The organism is Petrimonas sulfuriphila, from assembly GCA_038561985.1.
Classification (GTDB): Bacteria; Bacteroidota; Bacteroidia; order Bacteroidales; family Dysgonomonadaceae; genus Petrimonas; species Petrimonas sulfuriphila.
The window spans coordinates 2987411-3013252 of record CP073276.1; the positions used below are offsets into that span (position 1 = coordinate 2987411).

At 41.3% G+C, this 25842-nt stretch carries 17 protein-coding genes, 1 tRNA gene and 2 pseudogenes; 4 read left to right on the forward strand and 16 right to left on the reverse strand.

Annotated elements, in window-relative coordinates:
* Positions 1-223 precede the first annotated feature (223 nt).
* The 9 genes and pseudogenes from KCV26_12700 to KCV26_12740 form a co-directional block, all read right to left on the reverse strand.
* Positions 224-841, reverse strand: a complete 618-nt coding sequence (locus tag KCV26_12700; GenBank protein ID WZX36153.1) for a hypothetical protein — start codon at positions 839-841, stop codon at positions 224-226.
* Positions 842-924: 83 nt separating this feature from the next.
* Entirely contained in the window at positions 925-2055 is a 1131-nt protein-coding gene (locus KCV26_12705; protein ID WZX36154.1) for a 6-bladed beta-propeller, read from the reverse strand.
* A 640-nt stretch (positions 2056-2695) separates the two neighbouring features.
* A complete protein-coding gene (locus tag KCV26_12710) occupies positions 2696-3091 on the reverse strand; it encodes a hypothetical protein (GenBank protein ID WZX36155.1) in 396 nt (131 codons plus the stop codon).
* Positions 3092-3247: 156 nt separating this feature from the next.
* Complete coding sequence (locus tag KCV26_12715) at positions 3248-4363, reverse strand: 6-bladed beta-propeller (protein WZX36156.1); 1116 nt, start codon at positions 4361-4363, stop codon at positions 3248-3250.
* Positions 4364-4489: 126 nt separating this feature from the next.
* Positions 4490-5668 carry a 6-bladed beta-propeller gene (locus KCV26_12720; GenBank protein WZX36157.1) on the reverse strand — a complete coding sequence of 393 codons (1179 nt, stop codon included), beginning with the start codon at positions 5666-5668 and terminating at the stop codon, positions 4490-4492.
* Positions 5669-5944: 276 nt separating this feature from the next.
* A pseudogene (locus KCV26_12725) lies at positions 5945-6088 on the reverse strand (NVEALA domain-containing protein).
* 58 nt (positions 6089-6146) lie between these two features.
* Entirely contained in the window at positions 6147-7022 is an 876-nt protein-coding gene (locus KCV26_12730; GenBank protein ID WZX36158.1) for a DUF1573 domain-containing protein, read from the reverse strand.
* 4 nt (positions 7023-7026) lie between these two features.
* Positions 7027-8073 carry a hypothetical protein gene (locus KCV26_12735; protein WZX36159.1) on the reverse strand — a complete coding sequence of 349 codons (1047 nt, stop codon included), beginning with the start codon at positions 8071-8073 and terminating at the stop codon, positions 7027-7029.
* Between the two features lie 5 nt (positions 8074-8078).
* On the reverse strand, positions 8079-8300 hold the full coding sequence (locus KCV26_12740) for a hypothetical protein (GenBank protein WZX36160.1): 222 nt from the start codon (positions 8298-8300) through the stop codon (positions 8079-8081).
* Positions 8301-8679: 379 nt separating this feature from the next.
* Here KCV26_12740 and KCV26_12745 point away from each other — a divergent pair, with 379 nt between their 5' ends.
* Positions 8680-9531 (forward strand): hypothetical protein, encoded by an 852-nt coding sequence (locus KCV26_12745; GenBank protein WZX36161.1) that lies wholly within the window; start codon positions 8680-8682, stop codon positions 9529-9531.
* Here KCV26_12745 and KCV26_12750 read toward each other — a convergent pair.
* The 5 genes and pseudogenes from KCV26_12750 to KCV26_12770 all read right to left on the reverse strand — a co-directional run bounded on the left by KCV26_12750 (position 9447) and on the right by KCV26_12770 (position 20117).
* Positions 9447-10706 (reverse strand): annotated as a pseudogene (locus KCV26_12750) (IS5 family transposase). The gene KCV26_12745 and the pseudogene KCV26_12750 sit on opposite strands and share 85 nt — an antisense overlap.
* Before the next feature lie 299 nt (positions 10707-11005).
* The gene (locus KCV26_12755) at positions 11006-14191 is read right to left on the reverse strand and encodes an efflux RND transporter permease subunit (GenBank protein ID WZX36162.1); all 3186 of its coding nucleotides are present in this window, start codon (positions 14189-14191) and stop codon (positions 11006-11008) included.
* Between the two features lie 25 nt (positions 14192-14216).
* Positions 14217-15710: a TolC family protein gene (locus tag KCV26_12760; GenBank protein ID WZX36163.1), complete on the reverse strand. Its 1494-nt coding sequence runs from the start codon at positions 15708-15710 to the stop codon at positions 14217-14219.
* Positions 15711-15829: 119 nt separating this feature from the next.
* Entirely contained in the window at positions 15830-18904 is a 3075-nt protein-coding gene (locus tag KCV26_12765) for an efflux RND transporter permease subunit (protein ID WZX36164.1), read from the reverse strand.
* 85 nt (positions 18905-18989) lie between these two features.
* Complete coding sequence (locus tag KCV26_12770; protein ID WZX36165.1) at positions 18990-20117, reverse strand: efflux RND transporter periplasmic adaptor subunit; 1128 nt, start codon at positions 20115-20117, stop codon at positions 18990-18992.
* Positions 20118-20199: 82 nt separating this feature from the next.
* Between KCV26_12770 and KCV26_12775 the strand changes: the two genes are divergently transcribed.
* The 3 genes from KCV26_12775 to KCV26_12785 all read left to right on the forward strand — a co-directional run bounded on the left by KCV26_12775 (position 20200) and on the right by KCV26_12785 (position 24736).
* Positions 20200-21051 (forward strand): tyrosine-type recombinase/integrase, encoded by an 852-nt coding sequence (locus KCV26_12775; protein ID WZX36166.1) that lies wholly within the window; start codon positions 20200-20202, stop codon positions 21049-21051.
* A gap of 9 nt (positions 21052-21060) precedes the next feature.
* Positions 21061-22221 carry an IS91 family transposase gene (locus KCV26_12780; protein WZX36167.1) on the forward strand — a complete coding sequence of 387 codons (1161 nt, stop codon included), beginning with the start codon at positions 21061-21063 and terminating at the stop codon, positions 22219-22221.
* A gap of 802 nt (positions 22222-23023) precedes the next feature.
* Positions 23024-24736 (forward strand): ISL3 family transposase, encoded by a 1713-nt coding sequence (locus KCV26_12785; GenBank protein ID WZX36168.1) that lies wholly within the window; start codon positions 23024-23026, stop codon positions 24734-24736.
* A 192-nt stretch (positions 24737-24928) separates the two neighbouring features.
* Here KCV26_12785 and KCV26_12790 read toward each other — a convergent pair.
* A tRNA-Gln gene (locus KCV26_12790) sits at positions 24929-24999 on the reverse strand.
* 95 nt (positions 25000-25094) lie between these two features.
* Positions 25095-25838 (reverse strand): hypothetical protein, encoded by a 744-nt coding sequence (locus KCV26_12795; protein WZX36169.1) that lies wholly within the window; start codon positions 25836-25838, stop codon positions 25095-25097.
* Between the last annotated feature and the right edge of the window lie 4 nt (positions 25839-25842).

Consider the following 25842-nt stretch of genomic DNA (forward strand, 5'->3'; position numbering starts at 1 on the left):
TTATAAATGAGAAGTCTGTCCCCCTGACCTGTCATGGATATTATGGCAAACAAGTACCGTATTCGTAAGATACGCATCGTATATATTTCGGGTGCAATATGAATCAACGAATTTCATTCTTGAATTTTTGCTTACGGCCATCGAAATAGGTTTCACTCCATCATCTTCAGGCTAGAAATTTGTTGTTTCTCCATGAAATTCCAGATTTATAATTGTTTGATTTTCAAATTTCCATATAACGTTCTTTGATGGTTTTCAGATACTCTTTTGTTAATTCAGGGCTTGTTTTATCAGTTATAAACAATTGTTTTACACATAAGTCTTTATCAAGGATAAAAAAGTATGGCATCGCTACTATTTCATACAAAAGAAAATCATCTTTTTGTTGAAAACTTATTACTTTCTTACCGTAATAATCGTCTTTAAATCGTTGTTCAATATCAGCAATACATATAATGTTTGGATTGGATTCAAAATCAGGAAAGATCTCCTTAACATCAGCAAATACTCCTTCGACACATGGTCGGCACATATTCTGATTCAAGCCTAGTACCAATTTTGGCTGATTTGTAATAAAATGGACAGGGATAAGCTCACTCTTATCCGAGCCTGAATAAATATATGAGTTACCTATGCTGTATTGTTCATATTTGAATCTGGTGACGGTTATTTCCTTGGATGCTTTAAACATGAATTCAACGTTCTCCAAGTGTTCTAACCTGTGCTTTGTACTATTTAGCTCATATTTATGCATTTGGAGCAAAAATAGTAACCCGATATTAAATAGCAGAAAACATACTGCAATACATATTAAAACTATTTGTGTTGATTTATATTTCATACGATTATATTATTTTTTTACATCAAGGTGTATGGAACTCACTATAATCATATTCTTGGGTGAAAATGGTTTACATGCTCGTTTCATTTGAACCAGTATTTAATTAATATTGGATTTTCTTCCATTTCGGACTGCAATAATTCATCAAAAACTTCTTTTTGTCTGTCATCCAGCATTTCTTTTGTAATACGTTTTTCTAAATCAATCCACTGGGAAGGCATCAAAACGTATTTGTCCGTAACAATTATTTCTTCCCCACGATACGAATTAAACTGTACATTTTCGGTAAAATCAAGGATATATTTTGATTCTCCGGTGGATTTGTCATATATTATATTTGCCTTGTGATCCAGATCATTCCTTGAAAGCGAAACAAATACATATTTACTGTTGTGTCTCACAGAGTGTATCAGGTAAGGAAATTGATCAAACAGTTCTTCTACACATCTATATAAGGAATAATCTGCTTCTTTCGAGAAAACGGCAGTCGTGCCTTCCCGGGTATATGTTCCAAAATCGAATCGAAAAGCAACTTCAAGCTGTTCCTTTCCCATTTTGTAAACTACAGGATGGATAGGCCGAAAAAAGAACCAGTCACCCTGGTACTGGTAAGGATTATTTGAGAAACTACCAAGACGCGTGTTTTCTTCAAATTCTTCATGTAACAACTTTTGCTCATCAAGGTTGAAATAAATAATTTTTCTAGGTTCAAACATCGTATGAAATACATGTGTGTGGCTATTTACAGCAGCAAGAGTGTGTACCGCCCGAAAACCGGGGAAGGTAATCTGTTTTGTTTCGATATGGTTGCCCGATAAATCATAAATATGCACCTTGCCATAAGGTTCAAGTATTTCAAGGTTGCCTGAAAAAGGGTTGATATTGAAATCCTGGATAAATACATATTCTCCGGCACCTTGCCCCTTTTTTCCTATTTTAAAAAGGAATTTTCCCGTTTTATCAAACACAAAAATAATACATTGATTTTTATCCAACGTATAATATTTATCTTGGTGAACAATCATTTTCGAGATACCTACAATAAGAGCATCAGGCGAAGTTTCCAATGGAATTAATTCAATGGAACGAAAGTAATTGAAAAGAGAAACTTTCTCCGGTCGATCCATATCGACGAAAATAGCACCCTCAATTTGTGCTTTTTGTTTACACATTGTGAAACATATCACAATCAGTAGCATAAATACTTTCTTCATTTTTTAATTTATTAAAAATTCTAAAAAGATGTCCGGCGGTTTTGAACCGGACATCTTTAGCATTGCTGTTATAATGGACAAATAGATAATGGATTCCCATTTGGGCTACATGGACAAAGCAAATTACCTGTGAAATCATGACACTCCTTTCCATGACAACTGCCATAGTCGCATGTTATAGTAGGTGAACATCGACAGGCGTCAACTTGCTCACCACAAACCGAACAATAAAGGGTTTCTCCTCTTGCTAGAGCCTCTATACTTGTCAAAGACAAATAAATATTAGAGTTGCTATTGAATGCGAGATTCACATTTACAGCAGCTAAGACAACCAGTGCTATCGCACAGATAAAAAATAATTTCTTTTTCATAATATTTTCCCTAATACGTGTCGGGCGCAACTTTTAATGAAATAGTTTTAACCTTACCTTATTTTGTTCTTTAGTTTTCATCAATTGTTTTTGTCATTATCGTGAACATAAAGATGCCGAAACTGATCATTATAACCAATTTTTATAACTCATTTATAACTCATTTTTTATAATTTATCCATAATCAGGATTGTTTTAATACCACAACACTTCGTTCTCCCGGTAAACAAAAAGTCTGGCTCCGGGAGAGTTATTGAAATTTTGATGTTTTAACAGGAACAGGGCGCTTTTCGGTACTTTTTTAAATATAACATGCTTGCCCGATCCGCTGTTTGTTCTATACTGGTGTTGTTCCATTTATTTCCGTGTAACGAATCGAGGATTTGATCGGGCGTTTTTTTGTCTTCTCCCAGTAATTTGAAATAGTCTGCATATTTTTCCAACGCTTCTCCTTCATAATAATGATACCCCGGCATATTTTCTATAAGGAAACAAGCGGCCCTGTATTTTAGGCTGTCGGCGGGATCAATGGAATAACGCTTCAGGACTTTTTCCAATTCGGCTCTGTTGTCTCTTGCAAAAAGTAAGGCCTGTTGCAACTCGCTTGGCCCTTTTACAGTGCAACTGCAAATTAAAATAAGGAAAATACATCTAATAAAATTCATAATTATTAGTTCTTTTGTGAGGTTGCATGGAATATGTATCAGATAATACGAGTTTGAATATTTTATGTTGATCCAGCCAATCTACCCAAATAGTATTTAGTGTTTGTAAATGCCGTAAACGATTATAGGGGCATAATATTGAATGCTTGCTGTTTACTATTTCTCTTTATAGAAAATTAAAACAGGGTTTAGTTCTTTATCATGTGTGTCATCCATTTTTTCAGTATGTTTTTTTTGTATATCTGAATTTTCTAAACTATTGAAATCCACAATAAACATTATTTGCTGATCATCTGCATCATGAGGAAAATAACTCATATCAGAAATACCATTTTTTAAGTCTCTGGCGTACTGACACCATTTTGCTTCATTATTTGTTTTATCTAATCTGATAAAATCATGAACATTTGACTTAAAATAGATAAATCTGTTTGTTTCTCTTATCGAAGAAAAACCATAACATATTTGTTTTTCATTTATTTCGTTGACAAGTTTTCTCGGTTCCGTATACTGTTTTTCAAGTATAGCATCAGTAATGCCAAAGTTATCACAATTAATCTGATAAGTAACTGTTTCGTCTAAGTTTAATAAGGAATTTCCGAGAGGGACAACATACCAAATAGATTTGCTTTTAACGATAGGTACTCCTCTTTGTCTGAGAATAAAATCTGCTGTTTTACCAATGAATTTATTATTTATATATTTACTATTATTAAGATCAAAACTCCTAATAATGCTTTTATCTTTAGTATTCAATGGATTGTAAAAAAATAAAATATTATTATTATATATTATTTTCTCATAGAGATTGTTGGTATCAATGTTGTCTGTTTTGGAGATAAATGTTCCGTCTAAACTATAAATGAATAAGCTGAAATTATCGGTATATAGAATAATATCGTCTCTATCGTAGTCAATGGCTATGTCGATAATATGATTATATTCGCCTGGACCTGCCCCTCTATTGCGTATTTTATTTAAAAATTTACCTTTCATGTCAAAAAATAAGACTTCTTCCCTGTCATTTAAAATGATGATTGTATCTTTATGTATGATTAACCGTCTAATACTTTTGATCAAAGACGAGTCTATTGTTTCCAGGTATATAATATCAGATAATTGAAGATGGTCAGATATTAACTCCTGATTATGACCAGAAGGAAGGTTGATAATAATATTATTCGTATTCTCTTGAGTACTACTTGCACATCTGGGAGACGTAAGAGAAAATAACGCAACGCACCCTGCAATATAAAAATACTTTGTATTCATAAGTTCTGTAGATTTTATAATTGTATAATTTTGCCCTTTCCTATTCCAATCATTAAAGAGAGAGAATTTTAATTTGTCCCATTCGGAAATTTTATATCCAATGTTTATGAATTTAAATCTTGAAAGTTAATTAAGGGTGTACATCACTAAGAAAGGATTTCCGTCTTCCCTGATTGTCTTGAATCTTTTTCTCAAATGATCAATTTGGAGCGGATATTTTTCTTCAAAGTTGTTGTATTGGTCTTTTCCATCCCAAAATCTTTTAATCTCGGCCGCATCAATTATTGTATAAATAGTCTTTTCATCGAATCCAATGATATTACCAAAAGAGAAAAAATATTTTCCTTCATAAGGATCTAATGTCACAATATTTGCTTGTTTATTATTTTTATTATAAACACCTAATAGATATTGTCCTTTATGTAATAATTTTACAATAAGGTAATTCTCCGTTTCCTGAAAGTTATAAAAACGATATATATATTCATTTTTCAATTCAAATAACCTTTTTTCATTAACCACATCGGTTTCATTTATCTTCGGTAATGACAGCTTGCCAAAATTGAAATTATATTTTGTTGTCATTTTGTTGTTTTCGACCAAATAGATATTGTAATTCCTAGGAGTAATATAGTAGTACATATTTCTATAAACGGAAAAAACTGCACCGTCTGTGGAATATTGGCCTTCCCATATTTTATCTATTTCAAAATAATGATCTACGGTTTTTAAATTTTCGTTTAATAACCATAAATTGTATGGTTTTGTCCTGTCTTCACTATAATTACCCATATAAGCCAAATATCCTTCGTCCATTTTTCTCATGGATGTGAAAGATTTCGGATTTTTTTCTATTGCCCGCAATTCTTCCCCTCTCAAGTCATATTTAAATAATTTTTTATCTACCCTGCTTACAATATTGAAGGAAGAATCCGCCGGATCGACAAACATATCTGTCAATTGGATATATTCTCTTGGGCCATTTCCATAATTGGAGATAGAATGAATCAAATCACCGTCAAGATTAAATATATAAATACTCATATTTTGGGTCTTATCCATCAGGTAGATGATCGTGTCGAATTTAATCACTTCATCGATATTACCAATGATGACTTCCTCACAATCAAGGTTTATTATCTCGACATCTTTTATTAAACCTATATCGTGAATACTTTTTAGCTCTCTTTGAATATCAAACTTGATAGATGTGGTTTCTTCAGGATCATTCTTTATTGATTTATTTTTACAGCCATATGGCAGAAAAAAAACGATCATTATCAAATAAAAAATATTTTTATTCATATCGTAATATTTATTTGTTAAAAGGTAGGATTTCTCCTACCTTATGAGATAAAGACCTCAGGTTATAGATGGACAATACCTGGCTGTGCATTGTTGATTTCCCCCTGATGCACAATCCGTTTTCCCATCACCATAAGTATAGGTAGCTGTTCCATCAGCTCCGATAGTCAAAGTGACTGATATACCGGCGATCGTGATACTAATTGTTGAGCCTGCCCTGCCTGTAAAAGTATATGTGCAGTCACCATCTGTCCTGGTCCACAATGTCCCTCCTCCACTTTCATCCTGCGCTAACGCCTCCACATTACTCAATGCCAAATCCGAAAGATTCGCATCACTTTTCATGCTCTGACTCACTCCATAGCCTGTGGCTACCAAGAGTGCAAGGGCAAATATGCCCGATAATAATTTTTTCTTCATACTTTGAAAAATAAAATTAGTGAATAAATTGATTGATAACAATCTCTTTGCAGAGAGTTTAATTTGTATTTCCTTTTAGCCTTATGATCAAGGGCGAATTATCCATGTTTCCATAAATGGAAATAGTTCTGTTAAAATAACCTGAATCTTCGGCATTATAGGTTATTTCTATTTCCATTGACGAACCGGGTACAGTGGGTTCTTTTTTATACCTTACACTTGTACAACCACAGGATGCCTTGGTATCATATACAACAAAAGGCACTTCTCCTACATTGCGGATCAATGCGGTTACTTTTGTAGGATTACCTCGTTTCAGCGTTCCCAAGTTGAATTCCGTTTGATCTGCCTGAACGATTGTATTTTGTGAAGGGTATGTTACGGTATGGGCTTCCGGAGCGACCCGTGACAAGTACATCTCCTTAATACGTGGATTATGAATTGGGTTACCGATATAGACAACTTTATTGTCTTTGTCCAGCAAGAAGCATTGAAAATCATCACGAGATGGAAAACGATTGATAGCATTTAGCTGGTCTTTATCGTCGATGCATACCGGAATTGTGATTGCATCCCGTTTAAGCAGGTAGGTTAATTCCCGCATGTCCTTCGGATGGAAAAAGAACAACACCGGTACGTTTCCGGATGTCAGGGAGTCCACTTCTGCAATAAACTCGCTCCATTTGTGGAGCTGTAATTTGCAACCCGTGCATCCCACGGAATCTACATACAGTAGAATTTTATAATCCGATCCTGGTATCCCATACTGTATAGTATCTTGCCCATAGCGTGTAAAAACCATATCCTCCGGGAAAATGATCTCTTTGTTCTGCCATTCTGTGACAATTTTAGCAATCTCCTTTTGCGAATCTTCTTTACAGGAGAATAGAAGAAAGTATGTACCAAGCAATAATATAAAGAAATGTAATCTCATATTATCAATGTTTCAATTTAAAGTTCACAATAGGTTGATTGGAATTTACGTCAAGAGCATATATTTCCCTTGTTTTCTCATTTACGTCTATACCGTAGATATAATGATCCAATGTGTATTTATAAAGCGGTTCCCCTTTCAACGAAAAAATATAGATATACTGTCCTCCGTCAATTATAGGTTGTTGCTGTTGTGCGATCTCTTTAAAGCTTCTTCCATGAAAAACGGTGTAAATATATTTATCTGTTACTTGTATGTCGCTGAATCCCATTATTCCCGAGGGAATTGCCATATCTCCTGATTCATTAAATTCCGGTTCTCCATGTGGTCCTATCTTTACAATATGGGTACTATCTTTTAAATTATAGATTTCAAGTACTTCACCCAATTGGGTTACCATTGCAAGTGTTTGGTTATTGGGATTATAATCAATAAAACTTCTCCACGCCTGTGCCAATGCAATGTTTTCATTCTTACGTTTAAAAGTAGGTATTTTGCCGTGGCTGGATCTTATATTCCCATTCTTATCTATAACATGGAATCGATATTTACCCGAATAATCCGGAATAATAAAACAAGAATCATCGTACAAGGTAAAATCCAGTGCACGGATAATTTCTTTATCCAATTGTGTCTCTTTTGCATTCTCCGGGTGACACATATCTTGCATTGATATATTCGTTATTAGATGCTTATTGGCATCCAATCCCCACATCCTGCCATTGATCAACCTGAAATTCTCTGCCGAAAGAATTTCATTAGGAGCCTGGCCTCTCTTACCAAAAGAGAAGAGAGGTCTAAAGTGAGGATAGGTAAATGCGTGATAGAAATACTCAGGATGATGTAGATCCATTATTACGGCTAGGCTATCTTGATGTCTAACCCTGAATGGATAACGAAGCATGACAGAATCTGTTTTCATCGTTTCTCCTAATAGAGAAATATTAGTTGAAAACGAGTCGTAAAAGATTTTGTTTTTTTGTTTATTGCATCCTATGGTGCCGATAAACAAAAAAAGTATCACTAAAAATTGGCTAAGTGGCTTATACATATCCATTAAATTTCACGAATGAAAGCAACTTTAGTTAAACTTTTTGGACAATCAAGACTTCCTGTTCCAAGACAATGATAATACCCGGAATTTTCCCCCGATGCCAATGCTTCAATATTTGAAAATGCCAACTCGTTATTTATACAGATATGCTGTCTTTTCAAATTGATAATACATAGCAATATTACAGCCGTAAAAAAAATCGTAATTATCTTTTTCTTTTTCATACTTTCTTTGAATCTTTTATTATTTCTCGTAAAAATATAATTTCATGAAATATTATACATCTATCTTGACTCATTTATAACTCATTTTTATTAATTATCATATAATGAGCGCAATATATGATACAATAATCACCTTGAAATATGATAGATTTTGTATACTATCCGTTTTTGTCTACCTTTGTTACTAAATTAGGAGGCTATGATTTTCATAAATTCGACATATTCCAAGATAAATTTATATCTTATGGTTGCTGCAGGTTCTATTTTATTCCTGTCGTCAATTCTGGGAGTCATTGAATATAGGCAATCCGAATATAAATTGCGGCAGAAAATTTCGTCTTTATTTGAACAGTCAATCTACGAGGAGATCAAATTAAAGATGTCAGAAGAATTTGTATTTATTCATAAGGGAAGTGATTTAACTTTAGAAAAAAAGACAATAAAAAATCAGACAATAGTAACAGCAGATACTACCATTACGAAAGAAGCTGAGGTAAGTGACGATTTGGATTTGGAATTACTTAAAAGTTCACAATCCTATCTATTACTTCGAAGGCGAATCCAGCCAGATACCTTACAACAACTATTCGATTCCAAATTGAACGAGAATGGACTAAAAATAGCATCAGTAATCCTTGTACGGTACGACCATAATGTGCAGACAAGTGGTGATACTACGCAAATCCATGTTGATTATCGTATACCGGCTGTAAGGGGTGGAGTATACGGAGAAATTACTTATGAAGGATTAATTGATTATTCTCCTTTTACTGTATTTCGGTCGATGGCTAAAAGTGAGATTATTGTCCTTTTAACGCTGGAAATATTGATGTTGATTGCGATTTTTTATTTGTTTTTAAAGAAAAGTGAGATTAAACCTGATAAAATAGCGAAACGGGGGCGATATTATTATATCGGTGTGACGGTATTTGACATCCGAAAAAATGAATTGATCGGACAAAGGAGTGAAGTTATCCCTGTTACCAGGAAACCTACTGAAATGCTTTTAATGTTTCTCAAAAGTGCTGATCATGTAGTCGAAAAAAGTGTACTTAGTCTCTCCTTAATAAATCACTTTTATCAGGTCGCAAGTTGTAATCTCTGCTTGAAAAATATTCTGAGAACAAAATCCAAAAACTCTCTTACGAGTTTTTCCATCATTTTCTTCAAGTTCCAAGCCGTTGCAGCCATAAAAGCATTGATTTGTATGCCTTTTTCGCCCCACAAGTAGTTTTGTTCCATACGAAAGTCTTTTTTCAGATGTCCGATAATGGGTTCGATGGCTGCTCTGGCTCTACATTTGTTGCGTTTGCACCGTTTTTGATAAACCGTATCCGATGCTTTGGGTTTGTCGGGGGTAATGATGGTTACTCCCTTAATCTGCTTTCTGCCTTTCCCGCCACGATCGTATGCCAGCTCTTGGGGTAGTTTCAGCTTGTTCTGCTGCATTTGTTCCAATAAAGGATCGATGGTGTCTCCGTCATAAGGCGTATCCAAAAAAGCTTTTATCGCCGTGATAACTTTTCGACCTCTTTTTCCCGTAGTTATCAGTCCGACCTTATTGCCGAACTCATATTGTTTGTGCGTTTTGCCCTTGGAGATACAGCGTGTAAAAGGCTTGTGAAGGCTGTAAATCTTGTCTTTGTCATCTTTCTGTTGATTGATAACACGCTTGTAAAGCGACAGCTCTTTCCGGTAAAGCGCTTTTTGCTCATCGCTCATTTTGCGTTCAAGTTCTCGCAACAGGGCCCCTGCTATGGTTTTCAACCGTCGCTTTGCTTTTCCGGCTTTTTTTGCCCGCTTGGGATGCTTGCCGTTGTAAGTGTCGCGAACCAACTGCTTGCTCTCCCGTGTATAACGCTGACGCTGCTTAATACCCGATTCTTCGGCTATTTTATTGCATTTGTCGATAACCTTTTTACACAATTTGGCATCGGTGGGAAAAGTGGTGTTGTTTTCCTGGACTGTGGTGTCCGAAAGAACAAACTTGGATTGCCTGGGTACTTCTTTTCCGTGAAGATGCACGCTGTAGGCGAATATTTTGCCTGTGCCTTCTTTTCCCACACGATTACGGAAGTGAACAAAATCACTCGGATCGAAAGGAAACTTGTGTTCGAAAAATTCTCCGCCACAAAAATACTGGAAGTAAACGTCTCGAACCCAAAACTCGGGTATACGTTCATCGCCGAGATTGTACAGATGCTTCAGCATCAAACAACCCACCATCAGACGAATGGGAACGCTTGGAGCCCCTTTTTCTGAATACAGCGGGGAAAACTCGTTTTCGAAGTATTCCCAATCTATTTTGTCTGCAAGCAAAACAAGTTCGTGCTTGCTGTCGATAAAGTCTTTCAGCATAGGACGGAATAAATCGCGCTGTCCTTTTTCCGGTAATTTTCCTATCATAATTTGCAGGGTTTCATACCGTAAAGATACAAAAAACGGCAAAAACACACAAGAAATACTAACGTTATTTTGCTGCTCATCAGATAATTATGCCTATTTTAAGGATCGACTACTTAAAGAAACACTTTGGTCTGATCATCCTTATACAGCCAATAAGAGTTTAATGAGTACTATCAATAAACTAAGAAATTATCTGAAGGACGTTGGATGTGCATTCAGTATCATCACAAAAAAAGGGGATGATTATTATGTACTGAAATATATGCAAGAAGATACTGAGGTTAATGATACAGATACAGTTACTTTAATCGCTTCCCCTTCACCATCAGCAACGGTAGAAAAATAAAGATGCCGATAAAGGACATGATCAACCCGCCAATAGTGCCGGCTGCCAGCGGGAACCAGAAGCCTTCTTTCTGCGTGCCGACCAGAAACGGGATAAAGCCGAGCACGGTGGAGATGATGGTCAGGAAGATCGGGATGATTTTCGCGTTCCACGCCTTCAGGTAAGTGCGCAGTGGAGAGAGGAGGGGTCTGCGTTTCTTTATCAGGTTATACTCGTTCAGGATATAAATGGCAGCGTTGATCGTTATGCCTGCAAGAAGGATAAACGAGGCGAAGCCGCCCTGGTCGAAGTTCAGTTTGAACCAGTAAAAGGTGAGGAAGATGCCGATAAAGGAAATCGGGATGATAAAGATAACGATGAGCGGTTGTTTGATCGAGTTGAACAATACAGATGAGGTGAAAAAGATGATCACGATCAACAACCCTATCAGTCGGTACTGCTTGTTGTCCTTACGGCCCCAACCCCAGTAGCTGTCTTCCTTTTCGGCTGTATAACCCATCGGGAGCCGCTTGTTGAACTCCTCGATCTCCCTTTCCAGTATTTTCCGTCCCTGCGTGTAGGAGCCGATATAATCGTATTGCAGTACCAGACGGTATTGCTGGTTTTCCTTTCCCACCTCTTGGGGTGCCTGCTCCCTGGCGATACCGGCCACTTCGTCCAGTTTATAGTAGCGATCGCCCACGTGACGCCCCAGATGCTGCAATGCCCAGATATCATATTCCCTTGCCTGCCTGCCGGAGAGGATGATATCTTCGTTTTCCCCGTCCATCACCACGGAGCCTGCCCACATATTTCTTGTAAAAACCGGTTGCAATGAAGTGAACAGTTCGCCGGGAAAAATACCCCGCACCGCAAGCTGTTCCTTTTTCAGGTCAAACGAAAACTCCTGGTAATCGTCCTTGTACCACGAAAAATTGGAGTTGACGATCACTTCCCTGATGCGGCGGTTGGTAAGCAGCCGTTGTTTCAGGGTGTCCGTCCAGGCCGACAGTTCATCATAGTTGTAGCCATAGAGCTTTACCCTGTATTCTCCGGCCATATCCCGGACATCATTGCTGAACCCCTGGTCCTGCAACCCGTACACGCCCCAGCTGCCGCCACCCAACTCAAGGGCCTTGCTGATCACATTGCTTTTCAACTGGTAGGGAAAGCCGCTCTGCTCAGCTTCCTTCCTAAAAAAGACATTGATCGATGCACGCCGGGCATTGGGGATACTGGTCTGGAACTGCCGTATCTCGGGAAAACCGCTCAGGTAACGCTCCATCTTGACGACAAGGTCGTTCATCTGCGAGAGTGTGGTACCGTTGGGCATCGACGCGGTGATGGTGAGCACCAGTTCTTCACTGCGGCTGAAGTAACTTCCCTGATAGACCTTCTCCACGAACAACCGAAGAGTGCCTCCCAATGCCTTATCGGTAATCGGCTTTATTTTTTCCTTGTAGGTAGAACTGCCAAATATTTTATTGTATTTCAAGGCGAAAGGAGTCTCTTTCCCAATCTTGTCCGGGATCATAAAAACCGGCAACCCGAATAACAGGACGATACATGTGAAAGCGATCCATTTCCTGCGGGATAAGAACAGGATCATTTTTTCATAGAATCGGGTGAGCCGGACGATCATCCGTTCGCGGGAGAAATGGAGAAAACGGAAGTATTTCCGCTTCCTCTTCCTATTACGTCGCCGTTTTGTCAACCCTATGCGTTCGACTAAGGCCGGAACGAACAATAGTGCCACGAACAGCGATACCATCAGGTTGATCATCACCACCGCCGCGAAGTCCTGCAGGTTCAGCCGTATCCGCTCGTCCAGCAGGAAGATCATGGACAATGCTCCGATGGTGGTGACCGTAGCGGTCAGGATAGGCATAAAGGCATTCCTGTCCCCCTTATGCATGATATGGTCCGTCATGATGATGGCATTGTCGATGATCAGACTCAGCGAGATGGTGATCCCGGCCAGTGAATATAACTGTATCTCCAGTTTGAACAGGTAATAGAAAATGACGGCGATAGCCAGGTCGACAAAAAGGCTGGCGGTGATCAGGAAGAGGTAACGCCCGTTGCGGGTGATCAGCAGCACGAAAAGGGTGAGAATCAACACGGTGAGCCCGATACGGATATAGATCTTGTCTAGTTCGGCCTGGATATAGTCGGTAGCATCGTAACTGGCGTGTATCTCGTAACCGGCCGGGAGCGATGCTTCCACCTCCCGCATCGTCCTTTTCACCTGTTCGTTCAAACGCAGCTGGTTGGCCGACTCTTCCGCCGTGAGGTTGAGGTAGATGGAGTTGAGCCCGTTGATCCGGTAATAGCCCGACGGTTCCCTTTCCGCATGGTGGACCCTGACCAACTGGTCCAGGCGGATAAGGGCGCCATCCCTGTTCGCCACGTGGATGACGGTGGGGTCGAACCGGTTCTCCTCGGCTGTGGATGCCAGTGTGACGCGGATCCATGACGGGGCACTGCCCTCTGTTTTTGTCTCCGCCATCCCCAGGAAATCGGTGGAGTAATACTGAGATACGGCTTGCATGATATCCGTCACGGTCACGCCGGCAGATTCCAGTTGCAGGTAGTCATATTCCAGTTGCCATTCCATGGGACTGGCACCGGTCACGTCGATCTTGTACAATCCCTTGATATCACTCAGTGCCGTCTTGATCACGTTCTCTGTATAGCGCTGAATAACGATGGGGGTAGCTGCCGAATTAATAGTGTAGGTCATGAAGGGACGGGCAGCATTGTCATCGGGACGGTTTACGGAGATATAAGGATAGGTCACTTCCCGCGGGAGTTCCGGCCATGTCTGGCGGATGGTGGTAGATACCTCGAAACGGGCCACGTCGATGGGCGTATGTTTGTCCAGTTCGATCGTGATGTTTCCCCATCCGTTTCCCGACGTGGAATACATATTCCTGATCCCCTTGATCCTGGCCAGCATCGACTCCAGCCGGGAGGTGGCCTCCATCTCCACCACACGGGCGGAGTTCCGGGGCATGTTGAAATGTACCGTAATGCTCGGCAGGGTACGCGACGGCGCCAGTTTTACGGGCAGCAGCGGGACAAGCGCCATCCCCACGATTGCCAGGCAGACAAACGCGATGATGACCGTAAAGGAGGATATATGTTTTTTCTCAGCCAAAGCGATGTTTTTTATTTACCCGTCTCTATTTTCCCGTTATGCTCCAATTGAATGTATCCGCGATAGGCGTCCGTTTCTCAAAGTCGAACAGTGTGAGTTTGCGTATCTTGAAATAGCTCTGCCAGTAATTCTTTAGGGCGGAGATATAGTTCCGCTGCGCTTCCTGGCGCCGGTTGGTGGAAAGGGTAAGGCTGTTGATGTCGGCTTTCCCGATAATGAACCGTTCACGTGTCTGCTCATAAGCGAGCTTGGCCAGTTCCATCGCCTCCTCGGCGCTGCGGATAAGATGCTGCTGTATGGTAAAGTCGCCCACGGTCATGATCACATCTTCCTCGAGCCGTATCTCATTCTCCTGGGCGGTGAGGCGGGTGATGTTGAGGTTGCTTTTCGCCATGTTGTAGCGCCCTTTCCTCACACCCCAGTCCACCAACGGGATGGATAGTGTGAGGGAGACGATATCCTGTTGCAACGGGTTGCGGTATGCTTCCCTGAAGGACTCCGCCACCTGGTTGAATCCCACGCTCGCGGACAGCCCTGCGTTGAACCACGACTCTATTTTTGCCCTTTCCACGGTCTGTTCCGATTGCAGGATCTGCTGTTCAGAATCCAGGTATTGCGGGTTGTTCTCTTTGGCCAGCATCAACGCCTCTTCTTCGGTGATGATTACCTCCCTGGGGTATCCGGGCAGTTTGAGGGTGATGCGCGTGTCTTTCTCCAGGTTGAGGTATGCCGCCAGGGCGAACATTGTTCTTTTGAGGTTGATCTCCGCATTTTGCAGGCTGTTCTGTGCATTCACCCTGTCTAATTTCAGGGTGAGCAGGTCGGCCTGTCCGATTGAAGCAATCTTATGCTTTTGCTCACCGATGCGGTAGAGTGTGTCGGAACTGGCGAGGTTTTCCACGGCCAGTTCGTACTCGGCTTGTGCCATGGCCAGGTCGAAAAAATAACCCGTGGCTGTTTCGGCTGTCTGCTCCAGTTGATGGATCAATTCTTTCTGTGCTTTCTCGTATTTCACGGGAGCGATCCTCTTTTCCCATTTGAAAGGGTTGTATCCGATCAGGTCCTGCCGGTAGCCGACACGGATGGGAACGCTGGAGAACTGGCTGTAGGTCTGCTCGCCCAGGTTACGGATATATCCCAGCTCCGAATCGATGAAGAAGGTACCGCCGGTAATGTCCAGGTTTTGCTGTGCTGCCAGGTTGCCATAGCTGTAGAGTGATTGCTGGCGGCGGTAAATATCGATATTCTGTTCGGAGTCGTACCGGCGTGTATAGTCTCTGTTATAGCTGACGGGAGTCAGGTAGAGGGAGAGCGATGGCAGCCGGTCTGCCTTGAATGAACGGTATTCCCAGTGGCTGGCCATGTAGCTGTTCTTCGCCCGGAATGCCGACAGCGAACTGTCGTTTGCCAGTTGCACCGTCGTCTGCAGGTCTAACTCAATATGTGTCTGTTGGGCGAGAATGCGTGGGGAGTGTAAAACTACGCAGTACAGTATGAATATCAAAATAGAGTGTCTCATCTTTTTTAATTACAAATTACTAATTACCAATTATATGGAAATTAAAAGTAAAGTTCACTATCATATTTATCATGCGAAGCATCTATCATTTTTAACTTTCAATTTTCAATTTTCAATTTTCAATTTTCAATTTTTTTACGGTAGATCGCCCAATACAGCAAGGGGATCAGGAATATGCTTACAACAGTCCCGATGGTCATTGCGCTGATCATCGCTATGGCAAGGGGTTTCTGTAATTCCGAACCGATATCGAAAGTGAACAGTATAGGGATCATGGAGAAGAGGGATGTGAGCGCTGTCATGATGATTGCCCTCAACCTCCTTACACCGCCGGTATGGATCGCTTCCATTAATGGCATCCCCCCTTTCCGCAACTCATTGATCAGGTCGATTTTCAGGATGGAGTCGGTAAGGATAACCCCGATTGTCACCACGATACCGATGGCGCTCATCAGGTTCAGTGTATGTCCCGTCAGCCAGAGCACAACCAAAGCGAAAGCGATATCGATAGGAATTTCGGCCAATACAATCAGCGGTTGCAGGAAATTTTCGAACTGGGAAGCCAGAATGAAATACATCAACAGGATAGATATCAGCAGGATGATTACCAGTTCTTTGAGCATTTGCCGGTTGGAAAAGAAATTCCCGGAGAATGCCACATCCCACGAACCCTCCTGTCGGACGGTTTCTGCGGCTTTTTCCATCAGCTTCTCGGGCTGATCGGTATGGTAATGATAAAGCGGGATATATTCGCCGTTCTTTCCGGCAATGATGGTCTTTATATCCTCTCCGGGTGTCAGGCTGACTAATGCAGCCAGTGGTACACGGATGGGTTGTGACCTGTCGGCCGGATAACCATATAACAGTGTTTGTTGCAGGACATCCTGAATGGATTGTTGTTTGCCTGTAATGGAGATGGGGAGGTACTGCTGGAAGGAGCGTAGTACCGCCACCTGATTGTCCCTGAATGCTGTTTTTAATGTTTGCGATACCTCCTGTTGTGTAACACCGTAGAGCAGGAGTTTCTCCCGGTCGGTGGTGATCACGAACTGGTGCTCGAACGGTACGTTTTCAGCCTGCTCACCTGTGGATGCAGCCAGACTTGCTTCCATCTGCCGGATAGAAGACGGCTCGGGTATGTCTTCCCTGTTCCTGGGATAGAGTTGTACGATCATTTCGGCTTCACCGGTATCGAATATCTTCTCGAATATATTCTCCGGAGGGGAAAAAGTGATTACCGCATCAGGGTAATGATGGCGCACCCAATCCGATATATGGGTTTCGAGTGATGCAATTCCGGAGGGTTTGTCGGTCTTCAGATATAACTGGGCCTCGGTAGCAGTCAGGTCGTTGTCCTTGTCCAACAAGTACTGCCGTTGTCCTATGTAGGCTGCATTCTCCACCGCGTGTTCTTCTGTTGTTTGAAGCAGTTCCGATATACGGCGCGCATTCTCATCCACATGGATATTTTCGTTCCATTCCACTGTGACGATACTTTCCACATAGCTTATATCGGGCATGCTCGTCTTGGGCATTACCCGGAAAAGGAACACGCAGAGCGGGATGGCAATTGCCAGCAAAACGATGAAGAAGACCTTGTGATTGAATACATAACGGATACCTTTATCATAAGCGGGGAAAAGCACCGCGTCGATCTTTTCTTGTGCGGAAATAAAGAATTTTTCAATATTCTTATTGGTGAATTTTTTGCCGTAAGCAATTTTATAGAGTACCGGTAGCATGATGATCCCGGTGAGGTAGGATACCAGCATGCCTATGGTTACTGCAAAAGCTTCAGCTGTAAAAAGAGCACCGGCAATTCCGCTCATAAAGACAAGCGGTACGAAAACGGAGATGGTGGTCAGTGTGGAGCTGAAGATGGGCATAATCACTTCCCTGGTTCCTTTCTCGCAGGCATCTTCCAGGGCGTATCCCTGTTTCCTGTATTGAGTGATAACATCGGTCACCACGATGGAGCTGTCTATCATGTTCCCCAATGCGAGGATCAGTCCCGAAAGGGTGATGATATTCATCGACTGTCCGAAGAGGAAGAAAAAGATAAAAGTAGTAATCAGCGCCGTAGTCATACTGATACCGATGATCAGCGGTGACTTTCCGTCGCCAAGGAACAGCAAGGCGACGATGAATACCAGTATAAAGCCGAGTATGAGGTTCTCCTGGAGATTAGAGATCGTGTAGTCGAGCAGTTCCGTCTGATTCCGGTTCACGGTAAATTCCACGTCGGAGTAGCTTCGTTGGAGGTTGTCCAGCGTTTCGTCCAGCGATTTGCGCAGGTTCTTCATGGTCTCGTCCGCCTGCTTGATCACGCCTAAGGTGACGGCCCTTTTCCCGTTGATGAGTGACATCCCTGACTCCGGTTGCCGCACGACGTCGATCCGGGCCAGGTCTTTCAGTTGGAAGAGGCGCCCTTCCTTCCCGATGTAGATATTCCGTACATCTTCAGGGGTACGCAGCAGTGAGGAGAATTTGATATTATATTCATAATAGCCATCGCGTACGATCATGCTTCCCGGTTCGATATTATTGGCAGAGAGCACGTTTTCTATATCGCTCAGGGTGATCGATGCCGATTCCAGCAAGGCGGGATCAGGTACGATCTGGAGGTGTTTGTACATTAGCCCCGTCATGTCGGCCATCGCTACTTCGGGCAATTGCTCGATACGCCGTTTCACCACGTTGTCTGCAAATTCCGACAGGTCGAGGAATTGTTGTTCATCGGTACCGGCGTAGGGGATATCGTTTTTCAGGGTAAGGTTCAGGTAGAATACGGGCAGGTCGGTCGCACTGGCTTTAATCACCCTTGGGCGGCGGAAATCGCGTGGCAGGTTGTTCATGGCGGCATCGATCTTCTCATTCACTTCGATAAATGCCAGGTCGGTATCGGTACCGTAATCAAATTTCAGCCGGATAATGGCCGATCCGTCGCGTGTCTCGCTCTGGATATCCCTCAGTTTGCCCACCTGCATCAACTGCCTTCGGATAGGTTTCACTACCGTGTTTTCCAGTTCACGCGCCGAGGTGTTCTCACCGGATACCTGTACGGTAATCTCCGGAATGGCAATATCGGGCAGCAGCGATACGGGCAGTGTGTTATAGGTGATAATCCCGAGAATCACACATGCCAGGAACAGCATTAATACCGATACAGGACGTTGCAGTATAGCTTTTATCATTGTTAATCGATTTGCTGATTTACTGATCCCGATAAATCGGGACAAGTATTGCAGATTATTATCATTGCATCCTTAAATCATCAAATTAATCATCTGTGGCATTTGAATCTCCTGTAGTATCCGGGGAATCGCCACTCCTTTCTATCTCATCGATCACGGTGACGGGTGATTCATGTGCCAGGTTGATATTGCCGCTGGTGATGATCCGGTCGTCCTCCTTGAGTGTTTCCCCCGTAATAGTATAGGAGGAGGCATTTTCCAATCCGGTCTGGACGTAATTCCAGATGGCTTTTCCGTCCTGCAGCGTAAAGACTACCTGCCTGCCTGTGCGCAGGACAACCGCGCTTTTGGGTACGACCCATTGCTTACCCAATGAACGGAAGATACTGACCCGTACATTCATTCCTTCCACCATGCGTTCATGGTATCCTACCGAAGCTTTCACCTGTACCATCCCGTTCTTGTCCACCCAGGGGTTGATCTCCGACACGCGCCCCTCTATTTCCACACCGGGCATGGAGAAGGGTGTCACCTTTATCTTGTCGCCTGTGCGAATCATCCCCAGTTCGTTTTCCAGCACGGTGAAGGTCGCTTCCAGGCTGCGTGTGTCGATGATATTGCAGAAGATATCGGAAGGGGAGGAGAGAGTATTGGGTTTGGCAAAGAGATTGGCGATCACCCCGCTGATGGGGGCGGTCAGCGTGGCCTGTTCCAGGTTATACACCGCCATGTCGTATTGAGTTTGTGCCGTGTTGTAACCGCTCTTTACCCTGGCCAGTTCTTCCACTTCCTTGGGCACGGCTTGCGGGTTATCGAGCCTGTATCCCTGTCCGATCAGCACGTCCTGATATTCGAGTTTGCTCCTGTCGAGCGCATCTCTGGTCTGGTTCAAGGCATTGGTAAGGGAGTAGGTATCCAGTATGGCGATGCGTTGTCCTTTTTCTACGCGGGAGCCGTTTTTGACATATATGGCGGCGATCACTTCAGAGGTGAGGAATTTTAGTTCCGCCACGTTTTGTGCCGATATCTTGCCATTACTGACCAGTTCATGTTCAAAATCGACCGCAGTCAGGGTCATGGTGGTTACTTCAGCCGGTCGGTCCGGAAGTAGTTGCTGTACCGTCTCTTCCGGCTGATCCTTTTTCCCCGGTGTACAAGCGGAAAGAACGGCAATTACCAGTCCTATCGCGTAGTGTGAGATTTTAGGTTGCATATGCAGATGTGTTGAACTAAACCTGTCGGTAAATTAGAATAGTGATAATTTTGAAGCGTAATAACTTCAATTAATTATCATTATGAATCTAAACAAAACATTCGAGAGTTTGCAGATCAAGGAGATGCAAATTCGCAATTACAGTCCCCGTACAATTAAGACGTATTGCAGCCTGCTCATAAAACTTGAAAAAGACTTGGGTAAATCGCTGTATGAGGTTACCACCGAAGACTTTAAAAACTGGTTACATTACCTGATTACCAAAAAAGGAATTTCCGTTTCCACGGTAAACCAGCTTATAAGTGCTTTCAAGATTTTTCATGTAGACGTCTGCCATCGCAAATGGGAAGAGTTCCATGTAAGACGGCCTCGCAAGGAGAAAAAACTCCCCATAGTTTTGTCATTGCAGGAAGTGCAACGCATGATCACGGTAACAAACAACATAAAGCACAGAGCCATTCTAATGCTTACTTATTCTGCGGGACTTCGCAGGATGGAAGTATTACAAATCAAACCACGCGACATTGATTCACAGCGTATGCAAGTACGTATCGTGCAAGGAAAGGGGAAGAAGGACAGATATACCATTCTTTCGTGGAAAACACTCGAAGTGCTGCGAATGTATTATAAATTGGAACGACCAAGCACTTATCTATTCGAACCGATGGGGCGTAAAGGACAACCCTTGTCGGAAAGAACTGTAGAGTATATTGTGAAAAACAGTGCTAAAAATGCCGGAATAAAAAAAGAGGTATCGTTTCATACATTGCGTCATTGTTTTGCCACCCATTTATTGGAAGCCGGTGTAAACCTGAGACAGATACAGCAGTTCATGGGTCATACTTCATTGAAGACCACAGCTGTTTACCTGCATGTAGCCCATATCAAAACCAGCGAGTTTACTTCTCCATTGGATGATATAACACTTTTCTGATCTATCATTATGGAGAATAAAAAGCAAATCATAGAGATTGCTGACATTTTCCGGGATAAGAGACACGATTTCCTGACCGAGAACACACTTTGTGCCGTACAGCAAAAAGCAATGGAAGATATTATTGCCTGTCGTACTTCAGAACTTGGCGGGCATACATTGAGTTGCAATCATTGCGGTCACAAGGTTCAATCCTATAACTCGTGTCGTAATCGCAATTGTCCCAAATGCCAGTACATAAAACGGATGCAATGGGTGGATAAACTTGCGGCTGATCTCCCCCCGGTAAAACATTTTCACATTGTTTTCACAATACCCGCGTGTCTGCACAAACTGTTTTATATCAATCAGAGGATTGCTTATTCCTTGCTCTTCAAAGCAGCCGGACAAACACTGATGCAATGTGCCAGAAACACGCATTATTTAGGCGCAGAGGCCGGAGCTGTTGCCCTGTTACACACCTGGGGTCAAACAATGACCTATCACCCGCATATTCATACCATTGTTCCTGCCGGAGGAGTATCCGATGATGGAATGGAATGGGTACCAAGTGCTAAAAAGTTTTTTGTCCCGGTAAAAGTGCTCAGCACCGTTTTCAGGGGTATTTTATGTCGGCTACTGCAGGAGTCAGTATTCAGGAAGGAGATCAAACTTCCGGATGATACACCCGATTTTCAGACCATAAAAGCAAAATGCTACGCTAAAAAATGGGTGGTTTATGCAGAAAAACCGTTTGCTTCACCCGATAATCTGGTCCGTTATCTGGGCAACTACACACACCGTGTGGCAATTAGCAACCACCGTATGGTAGGTTACAAAGATGATAAGGTTACTTTCAGCTATAGGGATAACAAGGCAGGAGGTGCAAGAAAAACAATGACCCTGGAAACTATGGAGTTTATACGGCGATTCATGCAGCATGTCCTTCCATGTGGATTTAGCAAAATACGTTACTTCGGATTCATGGCTATCTGCAAAAGGAAAACAAAGCTCAATTTATGCTATTCACTGTTGCCCACCCCAACCTGTTTTTCAAGACTTACAGGACTGCTTGCAATGGAAGTTTTACAAATAATATCCGGTAAGGACCCGATTATTTGCGCAAAGTGCAAAAAAGGGAAATTAATGGTAAGCCCGGCATGCAATGTTTTACACATGGAACCAGGATAATTCTGATAATTAACAAAAGCGTTCTTTCCATTTAATGACAAAACTCGTATAGATGATGAGCAAAATCATACAGGGAGAATTATGCATTTACGTGGACGGTCTAAGATTAAAAAACAATCATGTACTTGAAAAAAAGCTTTTATAGGAACTTATTAACACAAATCAAGCAAAAACGCCAACCTCCCATAAATACTTTTCCCATAGCAATAGGTTCCGTTCAACTAGTTTTATTTGCCATTATTGATATCATATTAAATTAATCTTTGTGAAAATTTGTGAATCAACTTCTTTTCAATAACTTTGGTGGGCTATAACGGCGAATAAAACACTAAGATGTTATATATCTTTTTACTATAATTTTTTCAAAATTCCTCAAATTCATCTACAAATATAAATGAATGCTTATTTTCAAGCAATTCTCCAAACTCATTTATAACTCATTTTTTATAATATATTGAGATAGAGATACAAAAAATTGATGTCAGATTTTTTGATAATCATTTATAATTAATTTTCAAATAGGGAAATTAATAGTTTAATACTAGAAGTTAGCTTGAAAAACACCTTTGCATTTGGGTTTTATATATATAAAGATGAGTATATTCGTTTTCAGTATCAACCGACTAAATGTGTATTTCGGTCTGATAGGGTTCTTCGTCAAATTTGGTGCAAAGTAATAGTTCTTAAATCGCCTAAGAAAATAAACTTATTGTGCTGATTTACAGGCAAATAAATAGTAAAAAGCTAGTATAATCGAATCATTTTTATTATCTTTAAGGTTCTGACACTAAAGGTTTTAAAGATGATTGACTACACTAGCCAACCCAAAGATAATAACTTTTCTATAAACAAACATTCGCTCCAAGCTGTTTTTGGAATCCCGGGTGTTGTATTCTATGATTCCGTTATAAGTGATAATTTGATTCTACTGTCTGCCCGTCTTAAAGGCAAGACAGCAAAATGTACCTGTTGCGGTAAAAGGAGTAAAAGCGTTCACTCATCCTATACGCGCAAATTAACCGATCTTTCAGTAACCGGCAGGGCTGTGAAAATTATACTGAAAGTCAGAAAGTTTAGATGCCGTAACAGTCGTTGTTCTCAAACAGTTTTCTCCGAGCAACATCTGCCCTTAACTCAGAAGTACTCACGACTAACAGATCGCACAAGTCATTATTTGCAAAGGCTGCTCATTGAGGTCTCATCCCGTAAAGGTGAGTATATAAGCGATCTCTTCTCAATAAAGCAGAGCAGTTCCACCTGTCTTAGAATCGTTAAGTCTATAGAAATGCCCGATTATCAGGAGCTGACTACCATCGGTATAGATGACTGGGCATACAGGAAAGGCAAATCATATGGTACTATTATTGTAAATGCACTTAACCACCGTCCCGTGGAACTACTAAAGAGTAGAGACAAAGAGGAGGTTGCAGATTGGCTTAAAAAACACAACTCCATACTGTATGTAACCAGGGATCGATCAAGCAGCTATTCTAATGCTATAAAGTCTGGGGCATCCAAGGCGTCACAAATAGCCGACAGGTTTCATTTGGTGAAAAATCTGGGAGATCACATAGCACATGAAATACGAATGGAGTATAAAACCATTAAAAGCAGTTGGTTGTCTCACAGGAAGAGTCTTTATAAAAGCAAAGAAAATAACAGCTGTTTAAATAGTGGAGATAACGAAAATACCAGCGATTCACAATATAACAAACACACCAATAGTGTTAACCATAGAAAACAGGAGTTGTTTAATAGGATTCATGAGCTTAAAAAAAGCAACTACTCTCAAAGAGCAATTGCAAAGGCTTTAAATATTAATCGTAAAACTGTAAAATATTATTTTGAAATGGAAGAGTTGTTGCCACGCGCAATCATCTATTTCAATAATTATGGAGATTTTATGGATCTGATTAAGGAGTGTTGTAATCAGGGGTTAAATGTAAGAACTATATTTGTCTCTATAAAAAAACGGGGATTCAAGGGTAATCAAACATCCTTTTATCAGTGGTTCAACAGGCACTTCCCGGAATATCAGAGTAAGAAAAGATTACCAAGTTCCTCCCCGATAGTTTATGAGGTAACTCGATTTAGCGGAATGTCACCCAACAGACTTGCCATTCATTTAACAAATAGTGAATGGGGTGTTTCAAAGGAAACAGGCGAGTGTAGCAAGTCTCACATACTGGCAGAAGAGATTATTAACTCCTCTATTCTATTAAAAAACATGAGAGAAGCATACAACACTTTTAGAGAGATTTTAAACAGTAAAGATGAGCTTAGGTTAGACCAATGGCTCGAGAAGTATAAATCGACTAAAATAATGAGGATTAGAAGTTTTATAAATGGTATTAATCATGATTTGGAAGCAGTAAAAAACGCCATTAAATACCCTTGGAGTAATGGAGTTGTAGAGGGTCACGTAAACAGATTAAAAAACAAGAAAAGAGAGATGTATGGCAGGGCTGGATTTGAACTGTTAAGACGAAAGGTAGTGCTTTCCAACTCAGGATAACCTGCACCAAATTTGACGAAGAACCACTTTTGGGTTAATATAAACAGTCGATGCAAAAATAACGAATTTATTCAGATAAAAAACACTCACCGGGATGCTCCGAGAAAAACCATTCTTACCAAAATTCTTACTTTTTTAGAAATAGCAACGGCGCAAATAGCTGATAATATGCTAAATACGCCGTTAGTGTTGTTGTCCTACCAGGATTCGAACCTAGACTGACTGAACCAAAACCAGGAGTGCTACCATTACACCATAGGACAATCCTTAATGTGCTTCGTGAAAAGCAGTGCAAAAGTATAACAATAATTGTAAATGACCAAATTTTTGGGAGATGTTTTTTGATGCCGGATTCAAATCATCGGCATTCCTCGTCTTCAAATTGCATCCGCGCACGGCAGGCAATTCCTTTTTCCGAAGTAACCAGTTGAAAAAGATAATCGTTTTTTGCTTTTGCTTCCCTGTAAACGACTCCGGTGTCGCCAAACGTTAATTCTTTCAGGAAATTTATCTCAAATCTTTTTAACTTGTACATCCGATAAAAATCCAGCGAAAAGCAGTCGGCAATCCATTGAATGTAAAACGGACTGCTTGCATGGCAATTTACATCGATATGGCTGTATTTTACTTCAAAACGGTTGGCAATATCTCCTTTTACGTTGGCAATGCGTGTAGGGGCGCCTATGGGTGTGGTTTCCGGCAATATAAAATCGCTCAACGACGCTAACGTATCCAGCAGAACGCTCTGGCGGGTTCCCATATCAATTACCGCCCACGAAGATGATGCGTGACCGATAATCCGATCTTCGCCGTTGGCGATTCGAAAATTTCGCGTGGTAAACATTGCTCCCACGTCTTGAATCCATGTCTCAATGGTTATGTTTTCATTTTCCAGCGGAAACCTCTCCATATCCATGACGAAGCGCGAAAGAACCCACGTGTAGTCATCCGACTGCAGTTTCAGAAGGCCAAATCCGTTGTGGTCAGCATCCTTTCCCGCGGTCTTTAAAATCAGGTGAAACAAGGATGACAACGATACCTTTTTTTGAAAATCGATATGCTGGGCCGAAACCTGGAATTGATACTTCCTTTTTTTATCCATGCAG

Bases quoted from the DNA above. Each gene is read 5' to 3' on its own strand.
- KCV26_12720 (WZX36157.1), bottom strand. From the start codon at position 5,668: ATGAATAAAAATATTTTTTATTTGATAATGATCGTTTTTTTTCTGCCA.
- KCV26_12715 (WZX36156.1), bottom strand. From the start codon at position 4,363: ATGAATACAAAGTATTTTTATATTGCAGGGTGCGTTGCGTTATTTTCT.
- KCV26_12795 (WZX36169.1), bottom strand. From the start codon at position 25,838: ATGGATAAAAAAAGGAAGTATCAATTCCAGGTTTCGGCCCAGCATATC.
- KCV26_12775 (WZX36166.1), top strand. From the start codon at position 20,200: ATGAATCTAAACAAAACATTCGAGAGTTTGCAGATCAAGGAGATGCAA.
- KCV26_12780 (WZX36167.1), top strand. From the start codon at position 21,061: ATGGAGAATAAAAAGCAAATCATAGAGATTGCTGACATTTTCCGGGAT.
- KCV26_12700 (WZX36153.1), bottom strand. From the start codon at position 841: ATGAAATATAAATCAACACAAATAGTTTTAATATGTATTGCAGTATGT.
- KCV26_12730 (WZX36158.1), bottom strand. From the start codon at position 7,022: ATGAGATTACATTTCTTTATATTATTGCTTGGTACATACTTTCTTCTA.
- KCV26_12765 (WZX36164.1), bottom strand. From the start codon at position 18,904: ATGATAAAAGCTATACTGCAACGTCCTGTATCGGTATTAATGCTGTTC.
- KCV26_12710 (WZX36155.1), bottom strand. From the start codon at position 3,091: ATGAATTTTATTAGATGTATTTTCCTTATTTTAATTTGCAGTTGCACT.
- KCV26_12735 (WZX36159.1), bottom strand. From the start codon at position 8,073: ATGTATAAGCCACTTAGCCAATTTTTAGTGATACTTTTTTTGTTTATC.
- KCV26_12770 (WZX36165.1), bottom strand. From the start codon at position 20,117: ATGCAACCTAAAATCTCACACTACGCGATAGGACTGGTAATTGCCGTT.
- KCV26_12740 (WZX36160.1), bottom strand. From the start codon at position 8,300: ATGAAAAAGAAAAAGATAATTACGATTTTTTTTACGGCTGTAATATTG.
- KCV26_12745 (WZX36161.1), top strand. From the start codon at position 8,680: ATGTCAGAAGAATTTGTATTTATTCATAAGGGAAGTGATTTAACTTTA.
- KCV26_12785 (WZX36168.1), top strand. From the start codon at position 23,024: ATGATTGACTACACTAGCCAACCCAAAGATAATAACTTTTCTATAAAC.
- KCV26_12705 (WZX36154.1), bottom strand. From the start codon at position 2,055: ATGAAGAAAGTATTTATGCTACTGATTGTGATATGTTTCACAATGTGT.
- KCV26_12760 (WZX36163.1), bottom strand. From the start codon at position 15,710: ATGAGACACTCTATTTTGATATTCATACTGTACTGCGTAGTTTTACAC.